Below are 19,259 nucleotides of genomic sequence, written 5' to 3'. Positions count from 1 at the left end.
GTGAAGTGTGGCGGGGGTGTGGTGGCTCAGCGGATCTGGCGGGGTTCCGGCAGAACCGTCGGCAGGTCCGTGGGGGAGGGGAGGGTGGTGCCGGGCAGGGTGACGGCGGCGGATCCGTGGGCGACGGCGAGCGCCAGGCGTTCCGACGGTTCCAGTCCACGGACTGTCCCGAGGAGATAGCCGGCGAGGGTGGAGTCCCCGGCACCGACAGTGGACACGGCGTCCACCGCAGGGCTCGGGCAGTACCAGGCGTGCCCGTCGGCCGCGAGGACCGCTCCGGCGGCTCCGAGACTCACCACGACCGTGGTGAAACCCCGTCCGGTGAGGCGGCAGGCTGCGTCAGCGACGACAGTGAGGTCACCGGCCTCGGCCGCTGCCTCCATGGCGTCGCCGTCGGAGGACTCTCCGCCGAGGATCTGGGCTAGTTCGTGGGAGTTGGGTTTGATCAGGTCAGGTGCCGCAGCAGGGTCTGTGCCGGCGACTCTGACGAGTTCGGTCAGGGGGGTGTCGGAGGTGTCCACGGCGACCTGCAGGCCGTGGGCGTGGGCGGTCGAGGTCACTGTCGCGTACCAGTCACCGGGGAATCCGGGGGGCAGTGAGCCTGCGAGGACCAGCCAGTCACCGGGTGCCGCCTCTTCTCCGAGACGTCCCAGTTCAGCCTGCAGCTGTGTTGCGGGGTCCGGCAGCCCGTCGCCGCCTGTGCCGCCGGGTTCGTTGATCTTGGTGGTGGTGCCGTCGGTGTCGACGACGGTGAGGTTGACCCTGGCGTCCGCACCCCCGGTGAACCGTGTGGGGACGCCCAGCGCGGCGACGAGCCCGGCGAACCGGCCGCTGGCCGGTGCGGGGACGACGGAGAGCACTGCTTCACCTGCCCGGTGCAGGACGGTGGCGACATTGACCCCTTTTCCTCCGGCCTGGTCGGTACCGGAGACAACCCGGTTGACACCTCCGACGGTCAGGGGGCCGGCGAGGACCCTGGTGCGGTCGATACTGGGGTTGGGGGTGACGGTGACGATCATGCGTGGATCACGTCCATTCCGAGACTGGTGAGGGACCGGATGACAGGGTGCTCGGCGGGAGCGTCGGTGACGAGGATGTCAACCTCCGCCGGCCGGGCGAAGGAGTACAGCAGTTCCTCGCCGAGTTTCGTGGCGTCCACCAGTGCGACTCTCGTGCGTGCGGAGTGCACCATGGCCGCTTTGGTCTGCCCCTCCGAGGGGTCGGGTGTGGACAGTCCGAACTCCACGGTGAGACCGTTGGCACCGAGGAAGGCGACGTCGGCGCGCAACCGGCTGAGGTCGGAGACGGCGTCCGCCCCGACGACGGCCTGGGTGACACCCCGGACCCGGCCTCCGACCGTGCGCAGGAGACGGTGGTCGGCGCTGGACAGGTTGTGTGCGAGGACCAGGGAGTTGGTGACCACGGCGAGTTCGGGGAGGGCGAGGATCGGTTCGGCCAGCAGTGCGGTGGTCGTCCCGGAGTCCACGATGACCGATCCTGTGGAGGGCAGAAGTTCGGCGGCGGCGGCGGCGATCCGGGACTTCGCACCGCGGGAGTGCTGTTCACGCTCGGTGACGGAGTTCTCCGTGTCGCTCCTGCCCCCGGACCTGCGGTAAGGGACCGCCCCGCCGTGCACCCTGGAGATCCGGCAGGCGTTCTCCAGTGCGACCAGGTCCCGGCGAACGGTTTCGACGGAGACGCCGTGGTGTGCGGCGAGGTCGGTGACGGACATACCGCCGCTGGAGAGGATCTCCTCGGCGATGGCGTCCTGCCTCAGCTCGGCGTACATCCGTGGTCACTTCCTTGCCTCGTGAAAAGCTCTCAGAAGTGATTATCTGTGGAAATGCGTGGATAGTCAAGGAAAATTTGGGACACTGCGGCCGAAAATGGTCATGGACAGTCACGACCGGTCAAGAACAGTCACGGTGAGGGTGTGTGGGGACCGGCTGTGGCCGGCTGTGGCCGGCTGGGAACCGGCCGGGACTATCTGCCGAGGTGACCCCGACCCAGCTGCAGCAGTGCATTGGCGATCGGCACACCCTCGGGCCCCAGCTCGTCACGGAACTGGTTGAGGATCGCCGTCTCGCGCGCGTAGACGAGTCTGGTCCCGCCGGAGGCTTTCCTGGTCTGTCCGATGCGCCGGGAGATCTCGGAACGCCGCTTCACCGCGTCTATGATCGACCGGTCGAGCCGGTTGATCTCCCGGCGGTACTCCTGGATCTCGGCGTCCGACAGCGGGTCATCGGTGCCGCTGCTCAGGGTCTCGTTGACGGAGGCGTTCGCCGCCTCGTTCCGGGGGTCCACGTTCCGGGGGTCGCTCATGACCGGTAATTCTAGCGTTGCCGCGACGTTGTCACTGACAGGGTGCTGACGATGCACTGATATTCACGAAAGGCCCCGTGCCTGCTGGCGTTCCTCACCCGGCTTGCCACCGGCCCCTCACCCGACCCCGTGACCAGCACGGGGAAATGACGTCCGGGCGGGTTGTAGGGTGGACAGAGCCTATGCACAGACCACTGTCGACAGACAGTCCCACAGAAGATCCCACAGACACTTTCGAGGAGCACCCCACCGTGAATCCGGGCACGTCCGACCACTCCGCTGACGGGCAGATCCCCGTGCCAGACGTACCGGAGGACCTCTTCGGCGGGGACGCCGGTTACGACGCCCCCCCACCGGAGGAGGACCTGCCCCCGGAGGACGCCGGAGCCCTGCTGGACAGCTTCGCGGAGGATTTCGTGGACTCGGTCGCGCATCTCGCCCCGCTGCCCGAGACCCCGGCGACGGACTTCCGGGCGTCTCCCTTCCACGTTTCGCCGTCGTCCCCGGACGTCGGTGCCGGCTCCCGGGACGCCGGCCACCGCACCCCGGAAAGTGCACCGGCAGGACGCCCCGGTGCGGCACGGGAGGAGCTGCTGCTCCGGGGCCTCAATCCCGCTCAGCGGTCGGCGGTCGTACACACCGGCTCTCCTCTGCTCATCGTCGCCGGGGCCGGTTCAGGGAAGACGAGTGTGCTGACCCGGCGCATCGCCTGGCTGCTGGCACACGGTGTCGCTCCGTGGCAGATCCTGGCGATCACCTTCACCAACAAGGCCGCCGCCGAGATGCGTGAGCGGGTCACAGACCTGGTGGGTCCGGTCGCCGAGCGCATGTGGATCTCCACCTTCCACTCCCTGTGCGTCCGGATTCTGCGGGCGAACGCCCAGCTGGTCGACGGGCTCAACTCGAACTTCACCATCTACGACTCCGACGACCAGAAGAGGCTCATCACGGTCGTGCTCAAGGAGCATGACTGTGACCTCAAGGAGTTCGCGCCCCGGGGCGTTCTGACCGTGATCTCCAACTGGAAGAACGAACTCCAGGGCCCGGCCGAGGCCCTGCGGGAGGCGCAGGAGGACAGCAACCGCCATCGGGAGCAGATAGCGCTGGTGTACCGCGACTACCAGTCGCGGCTGCGCGAATCGAATGCGGTGGACTTCGACGATCTCATCGGCGAGGTCGTCACCATACTGAGGACCCGTCCCGCCGTCGCCGAACACTACCGGCGGCGGTTCCGCCACATCCTCGTCGACGAGTACCAGGACACCAACCACGCCCAGTACGTGCTGGTGTCCACACTCGTCGGTGACGGACAGGACGCCGGGGAACTGTGTGTCGTCGGTGACGCCGACCAGTCGATCTACGCCTTCCGGGGTGCGACGATCCGCAACATCGAGGAGTTCGAGCGTGACTACCCGCACGCCGAGACGGTCATGCTCGAGCAGAACTACCGCTCCACGCAGAACATCCTCTCGGCGGCGAATGCGGTCATCGCGCGCAACCAGGGACGCCGGGAGAAGAAACTGTGGACCGATGCCGGCGACGGGCCGCTCATCGGCGGCTACGTCGCCGACAACGAACATGATGAGGCACGGTTCATCGCCAGGACCGTCGACCAGCTCGTCGACGACGGTGACGCTACCTACCGTGACATCGCGGTGATGTACCGGACGAACAGCGCCTCCCGCGTCATCGAGGACATGCTCATCCGGTCAGGAATTCCTTACCGGGTGGTGGGGGGTACCCGGTTCTACGAACGCCGGGAGATCCGGGATGTCGTCGCCTACCTGAAGGCCCTCGACAATCCGGAGGACGCCATGGCCCTCCGTCGAATCATCAACACACCGCGCAGGGGTATCGGAGACCGTGCGCTGTCCCGTGTCAGCGTCCACGCCGAGAACACGGGCGTCAGTTTCGCCGACGGTCTGCGTGCCGCCGCTGCCGGCGAGGTGCCCGGTCTCAGCGGCAGGGGGCGTAACGCGATCGCGGGATTCCTCGAACTCATGGACGGGCTGCGTGACGCCCTTCCCGGTCACCTCATGGAGGCCTCCGACGGGATGTCACTGGGAATACCGGATCTCGGAGCGGTGATCAGGGACGTGCTCGACCGGACGGGTTACACGGAGGAGCTTGAGAAGTCGAACGATCCGCAGGACGGTTCGCGGCTGGACAACCTCCACGAACTGGTCTCCGTGGGACATGAGTTCTCCCAGGAAGCGGCGAACCTCGCCGCATACGAGGCCATGCCCGACAGTGCCGGGGGCACCGCCGCAGGTGTCCCCGGCGCCGGCGACCGAACTGACGGTGACGGGGCTGCCGGTACCGCCGGCTCGGTGGACGCCGTGCTCGCCGAAGGAGAGGCGGAACCGGGCAGTCTGCAGGCCTTCCTCGAGAGGGTGAGCCTGGTGGCGGATGCGGACCAGATCCCGGGAGAGGAACAGGACCTGGTCACCCTGATGACGCTCCACACCGCGAAGGGACTGGAGTTCCCCGTCGTCTTCCTCACCGGGTGGGAGGACGGCCAGTTCCCCCACCAGCGTGCCCTCGGCGACCCGGAAGAACTGTCCGAGGAACGCAGACTCGCCTACGTGGGGATCACACGGGCCCGCAGACGTCTGTACCTGTCCAGGGCGATGACCAGGTCCGCCTGGGGGACACCCACGACCAATCCTCCCTCACGTTTCCTCTCCGAGATCCCAGGTGAGCTCATCGACTGGATCCGTGAGGAGCCGGTCCCCTCCTGGGGGTCGGATTTCTCCGGAGGAACAGGTTTCCGCGTCGGAGCGGCCTCTGCCGGAAACTGGGGAAGGGACGGGACCGGTCAGGGTTTCCGTGGTACCCCCTCATCACGGGGAACCGGTACGGAAAAAACGCGTCGGCGTCAGGGGACCTCACCGCTGGGTGGCGGCACTCCGCTGGAACTGGCTGTCGGCGACCGTGTCAACCACGACAAGTACGGTCTGGGGACTGTGAAGACCGTCGACGGCTCAGGGGTCCGTGCCACTGCCACGATCGACTTCGGGGCCAGCGGAACGGTCAGGCTGATGCTCATCGGCGGAGTACCGATGGAGAAGATCTGAGCGGGTCCGCACCGTTCCGGGGCACTCCCGGACGACGTCAGCGCCGCACCCCGCGAGAACGGGGTGCGGCGCTGAAACTCTGCGACACAACGTCCGTCGGTCACCGACGGCAACGGGGCTGACTGCAGAGGACGACCGCGGGTCCGGTGGTCAGACCTCCACGCCGCGCTCGGCCAGCCAGGTCTTCGGGTCCACAGCGTTGACACCGTCGGGGTAGACCTCGAAGTGGCAGTGGGGGCCGGTGGAGAAGCCGAGGTTCCCGACTCCGGCGATCTTCTGGCCGGCGACGACCTGCTGACCCACTGTCACATCGATGGTCTGCATGTGACCGTAGACGGTGATGGTGCCGTCGTCGTGACGGATGCGGACCCAGTTACCGAATCCGGATGCCGGGCCGGCGCTGATGACCTCACCGGCCTGGGCTGCGACGATCGGGGTACCCAGAGGGGCAGCGAGATCGATGCCCTTGTGCATCGTCCCCCACCGCACCTCGAAACCGGAGGTGAAGGTACCGTCGGTCGGCTTCACGGTCTGCGGGGTTCGGGAGAGAAGGTCGGAGGCGATTCTGGCGGCGTTGAAGTCGAGGGTGCTCGACAGCTGGGCGCTGAGATCCTGGATCTTCTGCACCGGGGGCACGGCCAGGATCTGGGCTGCGGACTCGCGGGAAGGCGTCGTGGAGGAACCCTGGGCCAGAACGCGGGAATCCGCGGCGAGGGTGACGGTGGCGTCCCCCTGCTCCGCGGACTGGACGGTGGCGGCGCCGGCTCCGGCAGCGCCGGCGGTGGCGACTCCGGTGACGGCGACAGCTGCGAAAGCCATCCGACGCTTGGCCGAGGTATCCATCTTCCGGTGGCCTGCGGGCCGCTGCGCTTCAGTCATCGTCTGCACTGTCTCCGTAACTGTTGATCCAGGGCCGTCCACCCTGCGTCCTGTGACATTCCGACCACCATTTCGTGACCGGATCGTTATCTGACGAAGATGAACTGTAACCGGACGGGGGCCCGGAGGCAACCCGTTCCAGGAAAAAAGTCACGTTTCGGTATCGGACCGGGGGTGCCGGGAACGGAACCTGCCAGGGGACACGCGGTACCCGGTGCAGACGTCCAGGACCGGTCAGCATGCACAATGGGACAGGTGAACAGTGAGAGCCACCGCCCCAGTCCCCGGTCCCGTCGAGCCGGGCGTGGGCCGGAGGACCGGCGCCGACGGGCCGGGTCGTCCGGCTCCGGCACGCCGGTCACGCCCGCCGGTTTCCGGAGACTGGAGCGTCACCAACCTCCGGAGCACAACAGTGGTGACAGTGGCAGGGGCAACGGCGGGGACCGTGCCAGGGAGAGTGCCAGGGACAGCGCGGCGGCCTTTGTCGACGGCGCACACGGCAGCGAACTGCGCGGCCGTGTCGGTTCGGCACAGGCGTCCCGTCCCGCCGCGTCACGCACCGGCAGGTGGAACACCTTCACCGAGGTCTGGGGTCCCCACATCCGTCGGTTCGCCCCCGGACTTCTCGCCAACCACGGCGTGACTGTCGCCCTGGCTGTCGCGGTGGCCGTCATCCTGGCCGTGGGCACGACGTTCAGGGCGGTCCCGGCGTACATCGGTTCACTGTGGCTGGTGGCCAACCTGGCGCCGTTGACGGTCAGCGGAGCTGATCTGGGGGTGGTGCCGCTGCTGCCCGCCGTGGTGGTCCTCTACGCTCACTCCCGTCGGATACGGTCCGCCTGCGGGTCGACGGTGACGGTGCGGGGCATACGGACGCTGGCAGCCCTGGGCGTGGGGATCCCCGCCGTGCTCACCGTCATCGCGTGGCTGATGGTCTGGGACGCTTCCCATGTATTCGATGTTGCCCCGCCCAACCTCTTCCACGCGCTGGTCACGACGGTGCTGGTCAATGCAGGAGCTGTCGGTGCAGGGCTGGGGCCGAAGATCTGGCGTGCACTTCTGCTGCGGCGCGGGCTGCCGACGTGGCCGGTCGAGTCCGCGATGCTGGCGGGTCGATTTGTCACGGTCATGGTCGCCGCCGGCGCCGTGGCTGTGGGCGTCGGGCTCCTCGTCAACCATACGGCGGTGGGGAGGGCCTACGACATTGCCGGCGGGTTCGGTGGCGTCCTCGGCCTCACCGTCCTGAGCATCCTCTACTTCCCTAACCTTGCAGTGGGGGGCGCGTCGGTGCTCATGGGCGGGGAAATGCACATCGGGGAGGGGAGTACCTCGCTGTTCGCGGTGACGAACACGACTCTGCCGCCGCTGCCGGTCCTCGCGGCGGTGCCCAACGACCCTGTCCCGCTGGGCCCGGTGCTTCTGATCGTGCCCGCTGTCCTCTCCGCCGTCACCGTCTACCGGTGGTTCGCCGGCCGTCGGTTCATCGAGTCTCCGCTGTTCACCGCCGTCGGTGCGGGGATCTGCGCTTCGGTCGCCGGAACTGTGCTGTCCTGGGTCGCGGGCGGCGACCTGGGGTACTACGGTTCGACCGGACCCCTGCTGTGGCTGGCACCTCTGCTGTTCCTGCTGTGGCTTCTGCTGCCGTCCCTGGTGGTGTTCGGGTGGGTGACCCTGAAAGGGAGGAAGGTCACGGAGTCTGCCGGGGACGTCTCGGACGGTGACGGGGAATCCGGCGAGGCCGGGGATTCCGGCGGGGCCGGCGAGGACGGCGGGGCCGGCGAGGACGGCGGGGCCGGCGGGGCCGCGACGGGCCGGTGAACCTGCTGTCAGTGTGCCCTGACGGTCCGGGGTACTGCTGCACGCCGTAGAGTAGGGGAACGTGAGTGAGTCCACACCCCCGGAGACGACGGAAGAGTCACAGACACACGTGCCGCCCGCCTCGGGCAGGGCCCTGCGGCTGGTCGTCCTGCCCTCCGGTGAGGGCACACTGCTCCAGTCGATGATCGACCGTCTCGACGACTCCGTCGAGATCGTCGCGGTCGGCGCAGACCGCCCCTGCCGGGCCCTCCGGCGGGCGGAACAGGCCGGTCTCGACACATTCCTGGTGGCTTTCGACCCGTCCGGACAGTCCGGACTGCGTGGCCGGAGCAGCCGGGCGGGTACCGCCACGGTCGACCGTGACGCCTGGAACCGGCGTCTCGCCGGGGAGACTGCGTCCCGCCGGCCTGACATCATCGTCAGCGCCGGTTTCATGCGCATTCTCGGGTCAGAGTTCATCGACCGGTTCCGGGGGAGGATCATCAACACCCACCCCGCACTGCTTCCGGCGTTCCCGGGGGCCCATGCCGTGGAAGAGGCACTCGCCTACGGGGTCACACTCACCGGATCCACCGTGCACCTCGTCGACGACGGGGTGGACACCGGACCGATCATCGCGCAGCAGCCCGTACCTGTGCTGCGTACCGACACTCGGGCGACCCTCCACGAACGGATCAAGACGGTGGAACGGCAGCTGATCGTTGACGTCCTGCACCGTACGGCCCGACACGGCTACACCATCGACGGACGAAAGGTCTGGATCAATGACTGACAACACCACCGACCCCGGGCAGGACGCCGGACGCCGACCGATCAGAAGGGCCCTGGTCAGCGTCTACGACAAGACAGGCCTGGAGGATCTCGCCAGAGGACTTCACGCAGCGGGGGTGCAGATCGTCTCCACCGGATCCACGGCCGCGCGCATCGCGGACGCCGGTGTGCCGGTGACCCCGGTCGAGGAGCTCACCGGATTCCCCGAGTGTCTGGAAGGCAGGGTCAAGACCCTCCACCCGCGCGTCCACGCGGGAATCCTCGCTGACACCCGCAAGCCCGAGCACCTCGCGCAGCTGAAGGAACTGGGTGTGGAGCCGTTCGATCTTGTCGTCGTCAACCTCTACCCGTTCACGGAGACGGTCGCCTCCGGTGCGGACTTCGACGCCTGTGTCGAGCAGATCGACATCGGAGGACCGTCGATGGTCCGCGCCGCGGCGAAGAACCACCCCTCGGTCGCGGTCGTGACCGACCCTGCGGAGTACGCCAACGTCCTTGCCGCGGCCGGGGCCGGCGGGTACACGCGTCGTGAGCGCACCCTGCTGGCCACCCAGGCGTTCCGGCACACGGCGTCCTACGATGTCGCCGTGGCCACCTGGCTGACCTCTCAGACCGCTGAGGGCGAGTTCGGGAAGTTCCCGGAGTGGATCGGTGAGGTCCATGAGCGGGCCCACACCCTGCGCTACGGCGAGAATCCCCACCAGGCCGCGGCGGTGTACACCACCCCGGGTGAGACCGGCGGGCTCGCGAACGCCGAGCAGTTCCACGGCAAGGCGATGAGCTACAACAACTACACGGACGCGGACGCCGCCTGGCGTGCCGCCTGGGACCACCGGGACCCCTGTGTGGCGATCATCAAGCACGCGAACCCCTGCGGGATCGCCGTCGCCGCGGATGTCGCCGCCGCCCACCGGGCAGCCCACGCCTGTGACCCCGTGTCCGCGTACGGCGGAGTCATCGCCGTCAACCGTCCGGTCTCCGTGGAGATGGCGGAGCAGGTCGCGGGAATCTTCACCGAGGTCATCGTGGCACCGGACTACGAGGACGGGGCTGTGGAGGTGCTGAGCAGGAAGAAGAACATCAGGATCCTGCGCACCGACGCCCCGGTGCGCGAAGGGTCTCTGGACCACAGGCAGGTGTCCGGAGGCCTGCTCGTCCAGGAGACCGACCTGGTCGACGCTGCCGGCGACGATCCGTCGAACTGGACCCTCGCCGCCGGTGAGGCCGCCGACGAGGCGACGTTGGCGGACCTGGAGTTCGCCTGGCGTACCGTGCGTGCGGTGAAGTCGAATGCGATCCTGCTCGCGAAGGACGGAGCCACTGTCGGGGTGGGCATGGGTCAGGTCAACCGGGTGGATTCCGCGAAGATCGCCGTCGAGCGGGCCAACACCCTGGCCGGGGACGAGAAGCGCTCCGAGGGCGCGGTCGCGGCGTCCGACGCCTTCTTCCCCTTCGCTGACGGTTTCGAGGCGCTCGCGCAGGCGGGTGTGAAGGCTGTCGTCCAGCCCGGCGGGTCGGTGCGTGACCAGGAGGTCATCGACGCCGCGGTCAAGGCCGGCGTCACCATGTACCTCACCGGTGAGCGGCACTTCGCCCACTGACGGGGCCGCGCAGTGCGCGTTCCGCGGCGTTCATGCCGCACATGAAGTGCACCCCACCGCCGGGGGCGGTCGAGGACGAGCAGAGGTACACCCCCGGCACGCCGGTGTCGTAGGGGTGCAGCAGCCGGGGGCGGGCGACCAGCTGAGGCAGGTGGGAGGCTCCGCCGGCGATGTCGCCGTCGGCGTTGTTGGGGTTGTGGGACGCGACCGCCGACGGGGGAGAGGCGGTCCAGGCGGTGACACGGTCACGGAATCCCGGCGCCGCCCGTTCGATCTGTTCGGTCACCAGGTCGAAAGTCTGCCGGGGAGTACCCTCCCATCCTGCGGGGACGTGGGAGTAGGCCCACACCGGGTGGAGCGCACGACCGTCGCGGACCACGCTTCGGGACGGGTCGGCCAGCCACGGCTGTCCGACGAGGGTGAACGGGTGTTCCGGCAGTCGACCTGACCAGCACTCGCGTTCGGCGACGGCGACCTGTTCCGCGGTCCCCCCGAGGTGGACGGTGACGGCCTGTCCGGCGGTTTCGGCCGGGTGGCCGCTCCACGGCACACCACCCTCGACGACACAGTTGACGACGGCGACGGCCGGGCCGCGCCGGAACCGCCGCCAGGTGCGGGCGACATGGCCGGGAAGCCGGTCGCCGAGGATCTTCGCCGCCGCCTCCGGGGAAGTGTCCAGCATGACGATGTCGGCGTCGGCCACCTGGCCGAGGTCGGTGACCGGGGTGTCCGTGACCACGGTTCCGCCCAGTGCCCGCAGCTGACGGACGAGGGCGTCTGCGACGGTCTGTGACCCTCCGACGGCGACCGGCCAGCCGGCCGAGTGTCCGGCGACGGTGAGCATCATGCCGCCGGCATGTCCAGCGGGGTGAAGGCGTGCGCGGCGACGCCGGTGAACAGGGCGCGGGCCTCGGGGGAGCGGAACCGGCGGGCGGACAGGGTCGCAGGGAGACCTGCCTGCACACCGAATCCGACGAAGACCGGGGGATGACGGGGCAGATGGACCACCGGTCGGAGGAACTCCCCGGTGACCGTGCCCGCTCTCTCCGCGAGCGGGCCGAAGGTGGCCTTCCAGACCGCCCCGTCGCGCCCCGGCAGTCCGGACGCCGTCTGCGTCACCGAGGTGTGCAGGGCGGCACTGCGTCGGTTGTCGAGGACATGGACGGCGTCGAGCGGTGCGGTGGCGAACCGGAGTCCCCGGCCGGTGAGGGAAGGACCGAAGAGCCGGAGGAACGGTGACGGCTGTGCCAGGGGGAATGTGGTGGCACACCGGTCGTGGAGGACGCCGGAACTGTCCGTGGTGCTGCGCAGGCCTCCTCCTGCACCGGAGGCGGCCTCGACGACGGTGACCTCCACTCCTGCCCGGGCGAGCACGAGTGCGGCGGCCAGTCCGTTGGGGCCGGAGCCGACGACGGTCGCGGTGCGGGGAGGACGACCGGGTCCACGGCCCGGGTTGCAGGGGTGCACGGTCATCCGTTCCTGGTGATTCCGGCGTCGAGGATCGCCGTCCAGGTGGCGGTGGTGGTCACACGGTGTTCGGTGTTGTCGACCAGTACGGCGCCGAGGCCCAGGCCGCGGGCGAGATCGATGGTGGTGCGCAGCAGTCGCCGGGTGTGGCGGTCGGTGAGGTCGGCGTCGAGGGTGATCGCCAGGAGCTGGTAGACCTCACGGGCGAAGCGGGTGTCGGCGGCGACGATGAGGTCGCGGAGTTCTCCTTCGGGGCCGGCGGCCGCGGACCAGACGTGGAGGGCGGCGCGGAAGGAGCCGCTGCTGAACGACTCCACGACCAGCGTCACGACGTCGCTGACCGGAGCGCCTCCGGGGCCGGGGGGAAGCTGTGCGACGGCGGTGCGCAGCTGCTGGGTGAGGTCGGCGTAGAACTGGGTGACCGTCGCCTCGATGAGGGCGTCCCGGGTGGGGAAGTGGTGCTGGGCTGCGCCGCGGGAAACCCCGGCTTCGGCCGCGACGGCACTCACACTGGTGCCGCGCAGCCCTTCGCGGGTGAGGATCGTCAGTGCTGCGTCGAGCAGGGAGCGCCGGGTTTCCCGGCTGCGTTGCTGCTGGGGGCTCGGGGTGGGGCTCACGGATTCTCCTCGGGGCGTCAGTCACCGGCAGTTCTGCTTGCTCAGACGAGTATAGAACGAACAGAAGCCACCCCCGAAAGTGGGGTACATCACCGACATCGGCGCAGTGTAATCCATTGAACACTGGTCAACTCAAAAACAATCAGTAGTGATTGCTTTACCGTGTGATCTACGCCATATACAGTCGTTCTCAATCTCAAAACAGTTAGCCCGCAAAAGTACGCGGGCCCGAGGAGAGGACGGCCGCAGTGACCGTGCTGACCACAGCCACGACAGGGCAGGACCGCAGGAAAAGTTTCCGGGAGCTCACCGCGGAACTCCACGCCCGACTCGCCCGGGCCAGGCTCGGCGGTGGAGAGAAGGCCCGCGAACGCCACCTCGCCCGCGGAAAAATGCTTCCCCGCGACCGGGTCAACGCCCTGCTCGACCCCGGCAGTCCCTTCCTCGAGATCGCCCCCCTGGCAGCCGAGGACATGTACGACGGTCGGGTCCCCGGAGCCGGAATCGTCGCAGGGGTCGGGCTGGTCCGGGGCCGTCTCTGCCTCATCGCCGCCAACGACGCCACCGTCTCCGGAGGGACCTACTACCCGATGACGGTGAAGAAGCACCTCCGTGCCCAGGAAATAGCCCTGGCCAACCGACTGCCCTGCATCTACCTGGTGGACTCCGGTGGAGCGATGCTCACCAGACAGGACGAGGTCTTCCCCGACCGGGACCACTTCGGCCGGATCTTCTTCAACCAGGCACGCATGTCCGCCTCCGGAATAGCGCAGATCTCCGCGGTGATGGGCTCCTGCACCGCCGGAGGCGCCTACGTCCCGGCCATCTCGGACGAGACCGTCATCGTCGAAGGTCAGGGAACCATCTTCCTCGCAGGACCGCCCCTGGTGAAGGCGGCGACCGGAGAAGACGTCAGCGCCGAGGAACTCGGGGGCGGGGCCATGCACTCCCGCATATCCGGTGTCACCGACCACCTCGCCGTCGATGACGCCGACGCCGTCGGCATCATCCGTGACATCGTCGGGACCCTGCCGGAGGACACACCCTCGACATCCGCCCACGCGACGGTCGCTCCGGGGCGTCCCCAGACAGACCTCTACGACATCGTCCCCACCGACCTGCGAACCCCCTGTGATCCACGGGAGGTCATCACCGTGGTCACCGACGCCGGTTCCGTCCACGAGTTCAAGGCGGAGTTCGGGACCTCGGTCGTCACCAGCTTCGCCGCCGTCGAAGGTCACCGCATCGGAATCATCGCGAACAACGGTGTGATCTTCGGTGACGGCGCCGTCAAGGCCGCCCACTTCATCGAACTGTGCGAACAACGCGGCGTCCCCCTCCTGTTCCTCCAGAACACCACCGGTTTCATGGTCGGCCGGGACTACGAACGGGCCGGGATCGCCCGGCACGGCGCAAAGATGGTCACCGCCGTAGCCACCGCGACCGTGCCGAAGCTCACCGTCATCACCGGCGGCGGATTCGGGGCCGGCAACTACGCCATGTGCGGCAGGGCGTTCTCCCCCAGGTTCCTGTGGACCTGGCCGAATGCGAAAGTCGCGGTCATGGGAGGACCCCAGGCGGCGATGACCCTGTCCACCGTGCGTGGCGCGAAAGTCACCCGGGAAGGAGGGGAGTGGACCCCGACCGACCGGGAGAGATACGAGGCCCCCGTCCGGGAGCTCTTCGAGGAGAAGTCGAGCTGCTGGTACGGCACCGCACGACTGTGGGACGACGGCGTCATCGACCCCGCCGACACACGCCGGGTCCTCGCCATGGCCCTTGAAATCTGTGCCCGCACCCCCCGTGACCCTGACCGGGACGCCGGCTTCGGCGTCTTCCGGATGTGAGAGGAGCAACCATGTTCGACACCGTTCTCGTCGCCAACCGGGGAGAGATCGCCTGCCGGGTCATCCGGACCCTGCGACACATGGGGCTGCGCTCGGTCGCCGTCTACTCCGACGCCGACCACGACGCCCCGCACGTCACCCTCGCCGATACCGCGGTACACCTCGGCCCGGCCGGGGCAGCCGCCTCCTACCTCGACATCGACCGCGTCATCTCCGCCGCCCGTGCCTCCGGCGCCGGAGCCGTCCACCCCGGCTACGGCTTCCTCTCCGAGAACGCGGACTTCGTCCGCGCCTGCGCCGACGCCGGGATCGTCTTCATCGGACCGCCCGCCACGGCCGTCGAGACCATGGGCGACAAGATCACCGCCCGGGCCACGGTGGAGGCACGCGGAGTGCCCACCGTCCCCGGTATATCCCGCCCGGGCCTGGGTGACGCGGAACTCATCGCAGGGGTCACCGGCACCGACGGAGGGCCGGGGGTGGAATTCCCCGTCCTCATCAAACCCTCCGCCGGAGGAGGGGGCAAGGGGATGCATGTCGTCGAGGACGCGTCGGACCTGCCCGAGGCACTGGCCACCGCACGCCGGGAGGCGGCGTCCGCCTTCGGTGACGACACCCTCTTCATCGAGCACTACGTCGACACCCCCCGCCACATCGAGGTCCAGGTGCTCGCCGACACCCACGGCACCGTGATCCACCTCGGTGAACGCGAATGCTCCCTGCAGCGACGGCACCAGAAGGTCATCGAGGAGGCCCCCTCGCCGTTGCTCGACGAAGCCACCAGGGAGAGGATCGGCCGGGCCGCCTGTGACGCAGCCCGGGCGTGCGGCTACCGTGGCGCCGGCACCGTGGAGTTCATCGTCCCGGCCGACCGACCTGACCACTTCTACTTCATGGAGATGAACACCCGCCTTCAGGTCGAACACCCCGTCACCGAGATGATCACCGGGACCGACCTGGTGGAACTGCAGATCCGGGTCGCCCGCGGCGAACCCCTGCCGCTCGACGCGGAGGACGTCCGTGTCACCGGGCACGCGGTGGAGGCGCGGATCTACGCCGAGGACGCCACCACCGGGTTCCTGCCGACCGGGGGAACCGTCACCGCCCTGAGGTGGCCGACCGGGCCGGGCATACGGGTGGACGCCGGAATCATCGTCGGCCAGGAGATCGGGACAGACTACGACCCGATGCTGGCCAAGATCATCGCCCACGGCACAGACCGCCGCCAGGCCCTCGAACGCCTCGACGCAGCCCTGGCCGCCACACTGCTCACAGGACCCGGGACCGGTGGGACCGGCACCAACATCAACTTCTGCCGCGCCCTGCTGGCCGACCCCCGGGTGCAGGACGGTGACCTGGACACCGGGCTCCTCGACCGCATCGCCGCGGAACTCACCGGCGGTGCCGGTACAGGTGGTGCCACGCACGCCCCGCCGGTGGAGGCGCTCACCGCCGTCGCCCTCGGGTTCCGTGAACTCAGTGCGGACACTGCCAGAGCCTCCGGATACAACGGGGCCTGGGCGGCCGCCGACGGCTGGCGCGCCGGTGTCGCCGGTGCGACCTACCGGGTGCCCCTCGACGTGCCCGGCACCGGTCCCGCGGACGTCACCCTGACCTGCGTCCCACCGTCGGAGCCCCCGTTCCCGACCCCGGATGCCCCCCGGTTCACCGGCACCGTCACAGTCGAGATCCTGCCCACCGACCCGGACGCCCGGACGCCCGGACCCCGCACCTTCACTGTCCGGGCCTCCCGGTCCGGCGAAGACACGGTGTGGTCACTCGCCGCATCGGACGCCCCGGCGCCGACAGTGCAGGAACGCTGGCTGACCAGGCCTGTCCCCGTGACCCGCGCGGGACCCGGTTCAACGGCGTCCTTCCCCCCTGCCCCTGGGCCGGCAGGAGTCGGCGTGGCGGTCTCCGGTCGCGCCGGGACCTGGGTGGTCCCGCTCGCGGAAAGGAGACGGGGAGCATCCGCCGCGACGCCGGACGACGACGAGGTCACCAGCCCGATGCCGGGAACCGTCGTCTCCGTCAGGGTCGTCGACGGAGAGGCGGTCACCGTCGGTCAGCCGCTCGTGGTCCTGGAGGCCATGAAGATGGAGCACTCCCTGACCGCCGCCCATGACGGTGTCGTCCGGATCCGGTGCGCCACCGGCGACAAAGTGCCGGCGGGACAGGTTCTCGCCTCGGTGACCACCTGAACAGGGCCGGCACAGCAGACCTACCCGTGAACGGCGGACCCGCCGTGCACACCACCAGATGAAAGGACCAGGACCAGTGACCACCTCCACCCGTCCCGCACACCCCACCCCCTCCCGCCGGCAGTGCCCGGCAGACGACGGGCTGAGCCCGGAACTCGTCGAACTCCGACGTACCGTCGAAGAGTTCGCCAACGAGGTCGTCGACCCGAAGACCTCCGACAACTACCGTGACCACGTCTTCGACTACGACATCCAGTCGCAGATGGCGGACCTCGGACTGTTCGGACTGCCCTTCCCCGAAGAGTACGGCGGCATGGGCGGGGACTATCTCGCCCTCGGAGTCGCCCTCGAAGAACTGGCCAGGGTCGACCAGTCGGTCGCCATAACCCTGGAAGCGGGTTGCTCGCTGGGCGCCATGCCGATCCACCGCTTCGGCACGGAGGAGCAGAAAATGCGCTACCTTCCCGACCTGACCACCGGACGCGCCCTGGCAGGGTTCGGGCTCACCGAACCGGAGGCAGGATCGGACGCCGGTGGCACGAAGACCACCGCCAGACTGACCGACGGCCACTGGGTGATCAACGGGTCCAAACAGTTCATCACGAACTCCGGAACCAGAATCACCTCCCTGGTCACCACCACAGCGGTGACCGGTACCAGACCGGACGGACGCCGGGAGATCTCGGCGATCATCGTGCCGACCGACACCCCCGGTTTCACCGCCGAACCCGCCTACGACAAAGTCGGATGGAACTGTTCCGACACCCACCCGCTGAGCTACGACGACGTACGCGTCCCCGAGGACAACCTGCTGGGGGAGCGGGGGAGAGGCTTCGCCCAGTTCCTCTCGATCCTCGCGGAGGGGCGCATCGCCATCGCCGCCCTGGCCACCGGCGCAGCACAGGGCTGTGTCGATGAGGCGGTGACCTATGCGCGGCAACGCAGGTCGTTCGGACGGCCCATCGCCGAGTACCAGGCGGTGTCGTTCACGATCGCGCGCATGGAGGCCCGGGCCTGGACCGCCCGCCAGGCATGGCGGGCGGCGGCGGCGAAGATGCTCACCGGTGCCGACTTCAGCAGGGAGGCGTCGATCGCCAAGATGACGGCGTCCGACGCTGCCATGGACAACGCCCGGGACGCCACCCAGATCTTCGGCGGAGCGGGTTTCATGAACGAGACCCGGGTCGCCAGGCACTACCGGGACTCGAAGATCCTCGAGATCGGGGAGGGGACCACCGAGGTCCAGCTCATGCTCATCGCCCGCTCCCTCGGACTGCCGGGGTGAGCACCGTGCCGACAGTGGAGCAGCGCGGCCTGTGGTTCGAGGAGTTCGAGGAAGGGACGACCTACCTTCACCGGCCCGGACGTACCGTCACCGAAGCGGACAACACGATGTTCACCACCCAGACGATGAACACCCAGCCGCTGCACCTCGACGCGGCCTGGGCGGCTGAGCAGCCCGGATTCCGGGGCGAACGACTGGTCAACTCCATGTTCACCCTCTCAACCGTCGTCGGACTGTCCGTGTCCCAGCTCACCCTCGGAACCATCGTCGCCAACCTCGGGTTCACCTCCGTCACCTTCCCCGCACCCATGTTCCACGGAGACACCCTCTACGCCGAAACCCTGTGCGTGTCGACACGTCTCTCCTCGTCCCGGCCGGGCCAGGGCATCGTCGAGCTCAGGCACACCGGCCGTAACCAGGACGGCACAGTCGTCTGTACCGCCGTGCGCTCCACGCTGGTGCAGTGCCGTCCCACCGGAGGTGGATCATGACCGCACCGCACTGGACCCCGCCGGGGCCCGCCATCCTGTTCACCCCCGCCGACCGTCCGGACCGCTTCGGCAAAGCCGCCGGCCGCGCGGACGCAGTCATCCTCGACCTCGAGGACGGCTGCAGGGCAGAGAACCGTGCCACGGCGCGGCGCAACATCATCGCGGCCGCAGACACACTCGACCCGCGACGCACCGTCGTCCGGGTCAACGCGCCGGGATCCCCCGACTTCCCCGACGACGTCCGTGCCCTCGCCGACTCCGGTTTCACCACCGTGATGCTGCCGAAGACCGGGGACGCCGCATGCGTCGACGCCCTGGCGGCGACACTCCCGGAGGCCTCCGGGTGGCGGGTCATCGCCCTGGTGGAGACCCCCCGTGGCGTCCTCAACCTAGCGACGGTCGCGGCCCACCGTCAGGTGGACGCCCTGTTCTGGGGGGCTGAGGACCTCACCGCAGCCCTCGGCGGAACGTCGTCACGTTACGGGGCGACGGAGTCGCCCACCCCGGGCGGGGGAATCTCCGGCCACCCGGGCGGCTACCGGGAGGTCCCCCGTCTGACCCGCTCACTGGTCCTGCTTCACGCCGCGGCGGCGGGGATACCTGCACTGGACTCGATCCACGCCGACACCGCGGACGTCGGGGGCGCGTCGGCGGAGGCTGTCGACGCCGCAGCCTCAGGCTTCGCGGCCACCGTGGCCGTGCACCCGGGCCTCGTCCCGTGCATCCGTGACGCCTACCGTCCCCGGCCGGAGCAGGTCGACTGGGCCCGGCGGGTCGTCGCCGCAGCAGCCGACAACTCCGGTGCCCTCAGCGTCGACGGACAGATGGTCGACGCCCCCCTCCGCCTCCAGGCCGAACTGATTCTCTCAAGGAGCTGATCCAC

Annotated in this window: 16 protein-coding genes; 9 read left to right on the top strand and 7 right to left on the bottom strand. The window is 68.9% G+C overall.

The features are described from left to right. Window positions 1–26: 26 nt before the first annotated feature. The 3 genes from E0E18_RS04885 to E0E18_RS04875 form a co-directional block, all read right to left on the bottom strand. Complete coding sequence (locus tag E0E18_RS04885; RefSeq protein ID WP_110481141.1) at window positions 27–1,019, bottom strand: 1-phosphofructokinase family hexose kinase; 993 nt, start codon at window positions 1,017–1,019, stop codon at window positions 27–29. Then, on the bottom strand, window positions 1,016–1,789 hold the full coding sequence (locus E0E18_RS04880; RefSeq protein WP_066583561.1) for a DeoR/GlpR family DNA-binding transcription regulator: 774 nt from the start codon (window positions 1,787–1,789) through the stop codon (window positions 1,016–1,018). The genes E0E18_RS04885 and E0E18_RS04880 overlap by 4 nt, the downstream gene beginning before the upstream one ends. Before the next feature lie 194 nt (window positions 1,790–1,983). Beyond that, window positions 1,984–2,322, bottom strand: coding sequence for a chorismate mutase (locus E0E18_RS04875; protein WP_078057046.1), 339 nt, complete (start codon window positions 2,320–2,322; stop codon window positions 1,984–1,986). Between the two features lie 182 nt (window positions 2,323–2,504). Between E0E18_RS04875 and E0E18_RS04870 the strand changes: the two genes are divergently transcribed. Beyond that, window positions 2,505–5,399 (top strand): UvrD-helicase domain-containing protein, encoded by a 2,895-nt coding sequence (locus tag E0E18_RS04870; RefSeq protein ID WP_130839523.1) that lies wholly within the window; start codon window positions 2,505–2,507, stop codon window positions 5,397–5,399. A gap of 150 nt (window positions 5,400–5,549) precedes the next feature. Here the strand turns inward: E0E18_RS04870 and E0E18_RS04865 are convergent, their stop codons facing one another. Further along, a complete protein-coding gene (locus E0E18_RS04865) occupies window positions 5,550–6,278 on the bottom strand; it encodes a M23 family metallopeptidase (protein ID WP_110481144.1) in 729 nt (242 codons plus the stop codon). A 246-nt stretch (window positions 6,279–6,524) separates the two neighbouring features. On the opposite strand from E0E18_RS04865, the gene E0E18_RS04860 reads away from it, so the two are divergent. From E0E18_RS04860 to purH, 3 genes are all read left to right on the top strand, one after another. Further along, complete coding sequence (locus E0E18_RS04860) at window positions 6,525–8,096, top strand: cell division protein PerM (RefSeq protein ID WP_237559633.1); 1,572 nt, start codon at window positions 6,525–6,527, stop codon at window positions 8,094–8,096. A gap of 181 nt (window positions 8,097–8,277) precedes the next feature. Beyond that, window positions 8,278–8,868: a phosphoribosylglycinamide formyltransferase gene (gene purN / locus E0E18_RS04855; RefSeq protein WP_237559792.1), complete on the top strand. Its 591-nt coding sequence runs from the start codon at window positions 8,278–8,280 to the stop codon at window positions 8,866–8,868. Then, window positions 8,861–10,468 (top strand): bifunctional phosphoribosylaminoimidazolecarboxamide formyltransferase/IMP cyclohydrolase, encoded by a 1,608-nt coding sequence (gene purH / locus E0E18_RS04850; RefSeq protein WP_066583556.1) that lies wholly within the window; start codon window positions 8,861–8,863, stop codon window positions 10,466–10,468. The genes purN and purH overlap by 8 nt, the downstream gene beginning before the upstream one ends. Here purH and E0E18_RS14390 read toward each other — a convergent pair. Genes E0E18_RS14390 through E0E18_RS04840 form a run of 3 tightly spaced genes read right to left on the bottom strand, consistent with a single transcriptional unit; the run spans window position 10,440 to window position 12,552 of the window. Next, window positions 10,440–11,315, bottom strand: a complete 876-nt coding sequence (locus tag E0E18_RS14390; protein ID WP_337189531.1) for a phytoene desaturase family protein — start codon at window positions 11,313–11,315, stop codon at window positions 10,440–10,442. The genes purH and E0E18_RS14390 overlap by 29 nt on opposite strands. Beyond that, the gene (locus tag E0E18_RS14385) at window positions 11,312–11,941 is read right to left on the bottom strand and encodes an FAD-dependent oxidoreductase (RefSeq protein ID WP_337189530.1); all 630 of its coding nucleotides are present in this window, start codon (window positions 11,939–11,941) and stop codon (window positions 11,312–11,314) included. The genes E0E18_RS14390 and E0E18_RS14385 overlap by 4 nt, the downstream gene beginning before the upstream one ends. Next, window positions 11,938–12,552 carry a TetR/AcrR family transcriptional regulator gene (locus E0E18_RS04840; RefSeq protein WP_130839521.1) on the bottom strand — a complete coding sequence of 205 codons (615 nt, stop codon included), beginning with the start codon at window positions 12,550–12,552 and terminating at the stop codon, window positions 11,938–11,940. Before E0E18_RS04840 ends, E0E18_RS14385 begins: the two co-directional genes overlap by 4 nt. Before the next feature lie 248 nt (window positions 12,553–12,800). Here E0E18_RS04840 and E0E18_RS04835 point away from each other — a divergent pair, with 248 nt between their 5' ends. From E0E18_RS04835 to E0E18_RS04815, 5 genes are all read left to right on the top strand, one after another. Next, a complete protein-coding gene (locus tag E0E18_RS04835) occupies window positions 12,801–14,399 on the top strand; it encodes a carboxyl transferase domain-containing protein (RefSeq protein ID WP_404827186.1) in 1,599 nt (532 codons plus the stop codon). Window positions 14,400–14,410: 11 nt separating this feature from the next. Beyond that, a complete protein-coding gene (locus tag E0E18_RS04830) occupies window positions 14,411–16,600 on the top strand; it encodes an ATP-binding protein (protein WP_130839519.1) in 2,190 nt (729 codons plus the stop codon). 142 nt (window positions 16,601–16,742) lie between these two features. Continuing rightward, a complete protein-coding gene (locus E0E18_RS04825) occupies window positions 16,743–17,885 on the top strand; it encodes an acyl-CoA dehydrogenase family protein (RefSeq protein ID WP_066585859.1) in 1,143 nt (380 codons plus the stop codon). After that, window positions 17,882–18,376, top strand: a complete 495-nt coding sequence (locus tag E0E18_RS04820; RefSeq protein ID WP_066583550.1) for a MaoC family dehydratase — start codon at window positions 17,882–17,884, stop codon at window positions 18,374–18,376. The genes E0E18_RS04825 and E0E18_RS04820 overlap by 4 nt, the downstream gene beginning before the upstream one ends. Then, complete coding sequence (locus tag E0E18_RS04815; protein ID WP_066583549.1) at window positions 18,373–19,254, top strand: HpcH/HpaI aldolase/citrate lyase family protein; 882 nt, start codon at window positions 18,373–18,375, stop codon at window positions 19,252–19,254. The genes E0E18_RS04820 and E0E18_RS04815 overlap by 4 nt, the downstream gene beginning before the upstream one ends. Window positions 19,255–19,259 lie beyond the last annotated feature (5 nt).

Origin of the sequence: Corynebacterium neomassiliense (genome assembly GCF_900626215.1) — a bacterium.
GTDB lineage: Bacteria > Actinomycetota > Actinomycetes > Mycobacteriales > Mycobacteriaceae > Corynebacterium > Corynebacterium neomassiliense.
This window is presented reverse-complemented; position numbering and strand designations above follow the sequence as displayed.

Bases quoted from the DNA above. Each gene is read 5' to 3' on its own strand.
- E0E18_RS04885 (WP_110481141.1), bottom strand. From the start codon at position 1,019: ATGATCGTCACCGTCACCCCCAACCCCAGTATCGACCGCACCAGGGTC.
- E0E18_RS04880 (WP_066583561.1), bottom strand. From the start codon at position 1,789: ATGTACGCCGAGCTGAGGCAGGACGCCATCGCCGAGGAGATCCTCTCC.
- E0E18_RS04875 (WP_078057046.1), bottom strand. From the start codon at position 2,322: ATGAGCGACCCCCGGAACGTGGACCCCCGGAACGAGGCGGCGAACGCC.
- E0E18_RS04870 (WP_130839523.1), top strand. From the start codon at position 2,505: ATGCACAGACCACTGTCGACAGACAGTCCCACAGAAGATCCCACAGAC.
- E0E18_RS04865 (WP_110481144.1), bottom strand. From the start codon at position 6,278: ATGACTGAAGCGCAGCGGCCCGCAGGCCACCGGAAGATGGATACCTCG.
- E0E18_RS04860 (WP_237559633.1), top strand. From the start codon at position 6,525: ATGGGACAGGTGAACAGTGAGAGCCACCGCCCCAGTCCCCGGTCCCGT.
- purN (WP_237559792.1), top strand. From the start codon at position 8,278: ATGATCGACCGTCTCGACGACTCCGTCGAGATCGTCGCGGTCGGCGCA.
- purH (WP_066583556.1), top strand. From the start codon at position 8,861: ATGACTGACAACACCACCGACCCCGGGCAGGACGCCGGACGCCGACCG.
- E0E18_RS14390 (WP_337189531.1), bottom strand. From the start codon at position 11,315: ATGATGCTCACCGTCGCCGGACACTCGGCCGGCTGGCCGGTCGCCGTC.
- E0E18_RS14385 (WP_337189530.1), bottom strand. From the start codon at position 11,941: ATGACCGTGCACCCCTGCAACCCGGGCCGTGGACCCGGTCGTCCTCCC.
- E0E18_RS04830 (WP_130839519.1), top strand. From the start codon at position 14,411: ATGTTCGACACCGTTCTCGTCGCCAACCGGGGAGAGATCGCCTGCCGG.
- E0E18_RS04815 (WP_066583549.1), top strand. From the start codon at position 18,373: ATGACCGCACCGCACTGGACCCCGCCGGGGCCCGCCATCCTGTTCACC.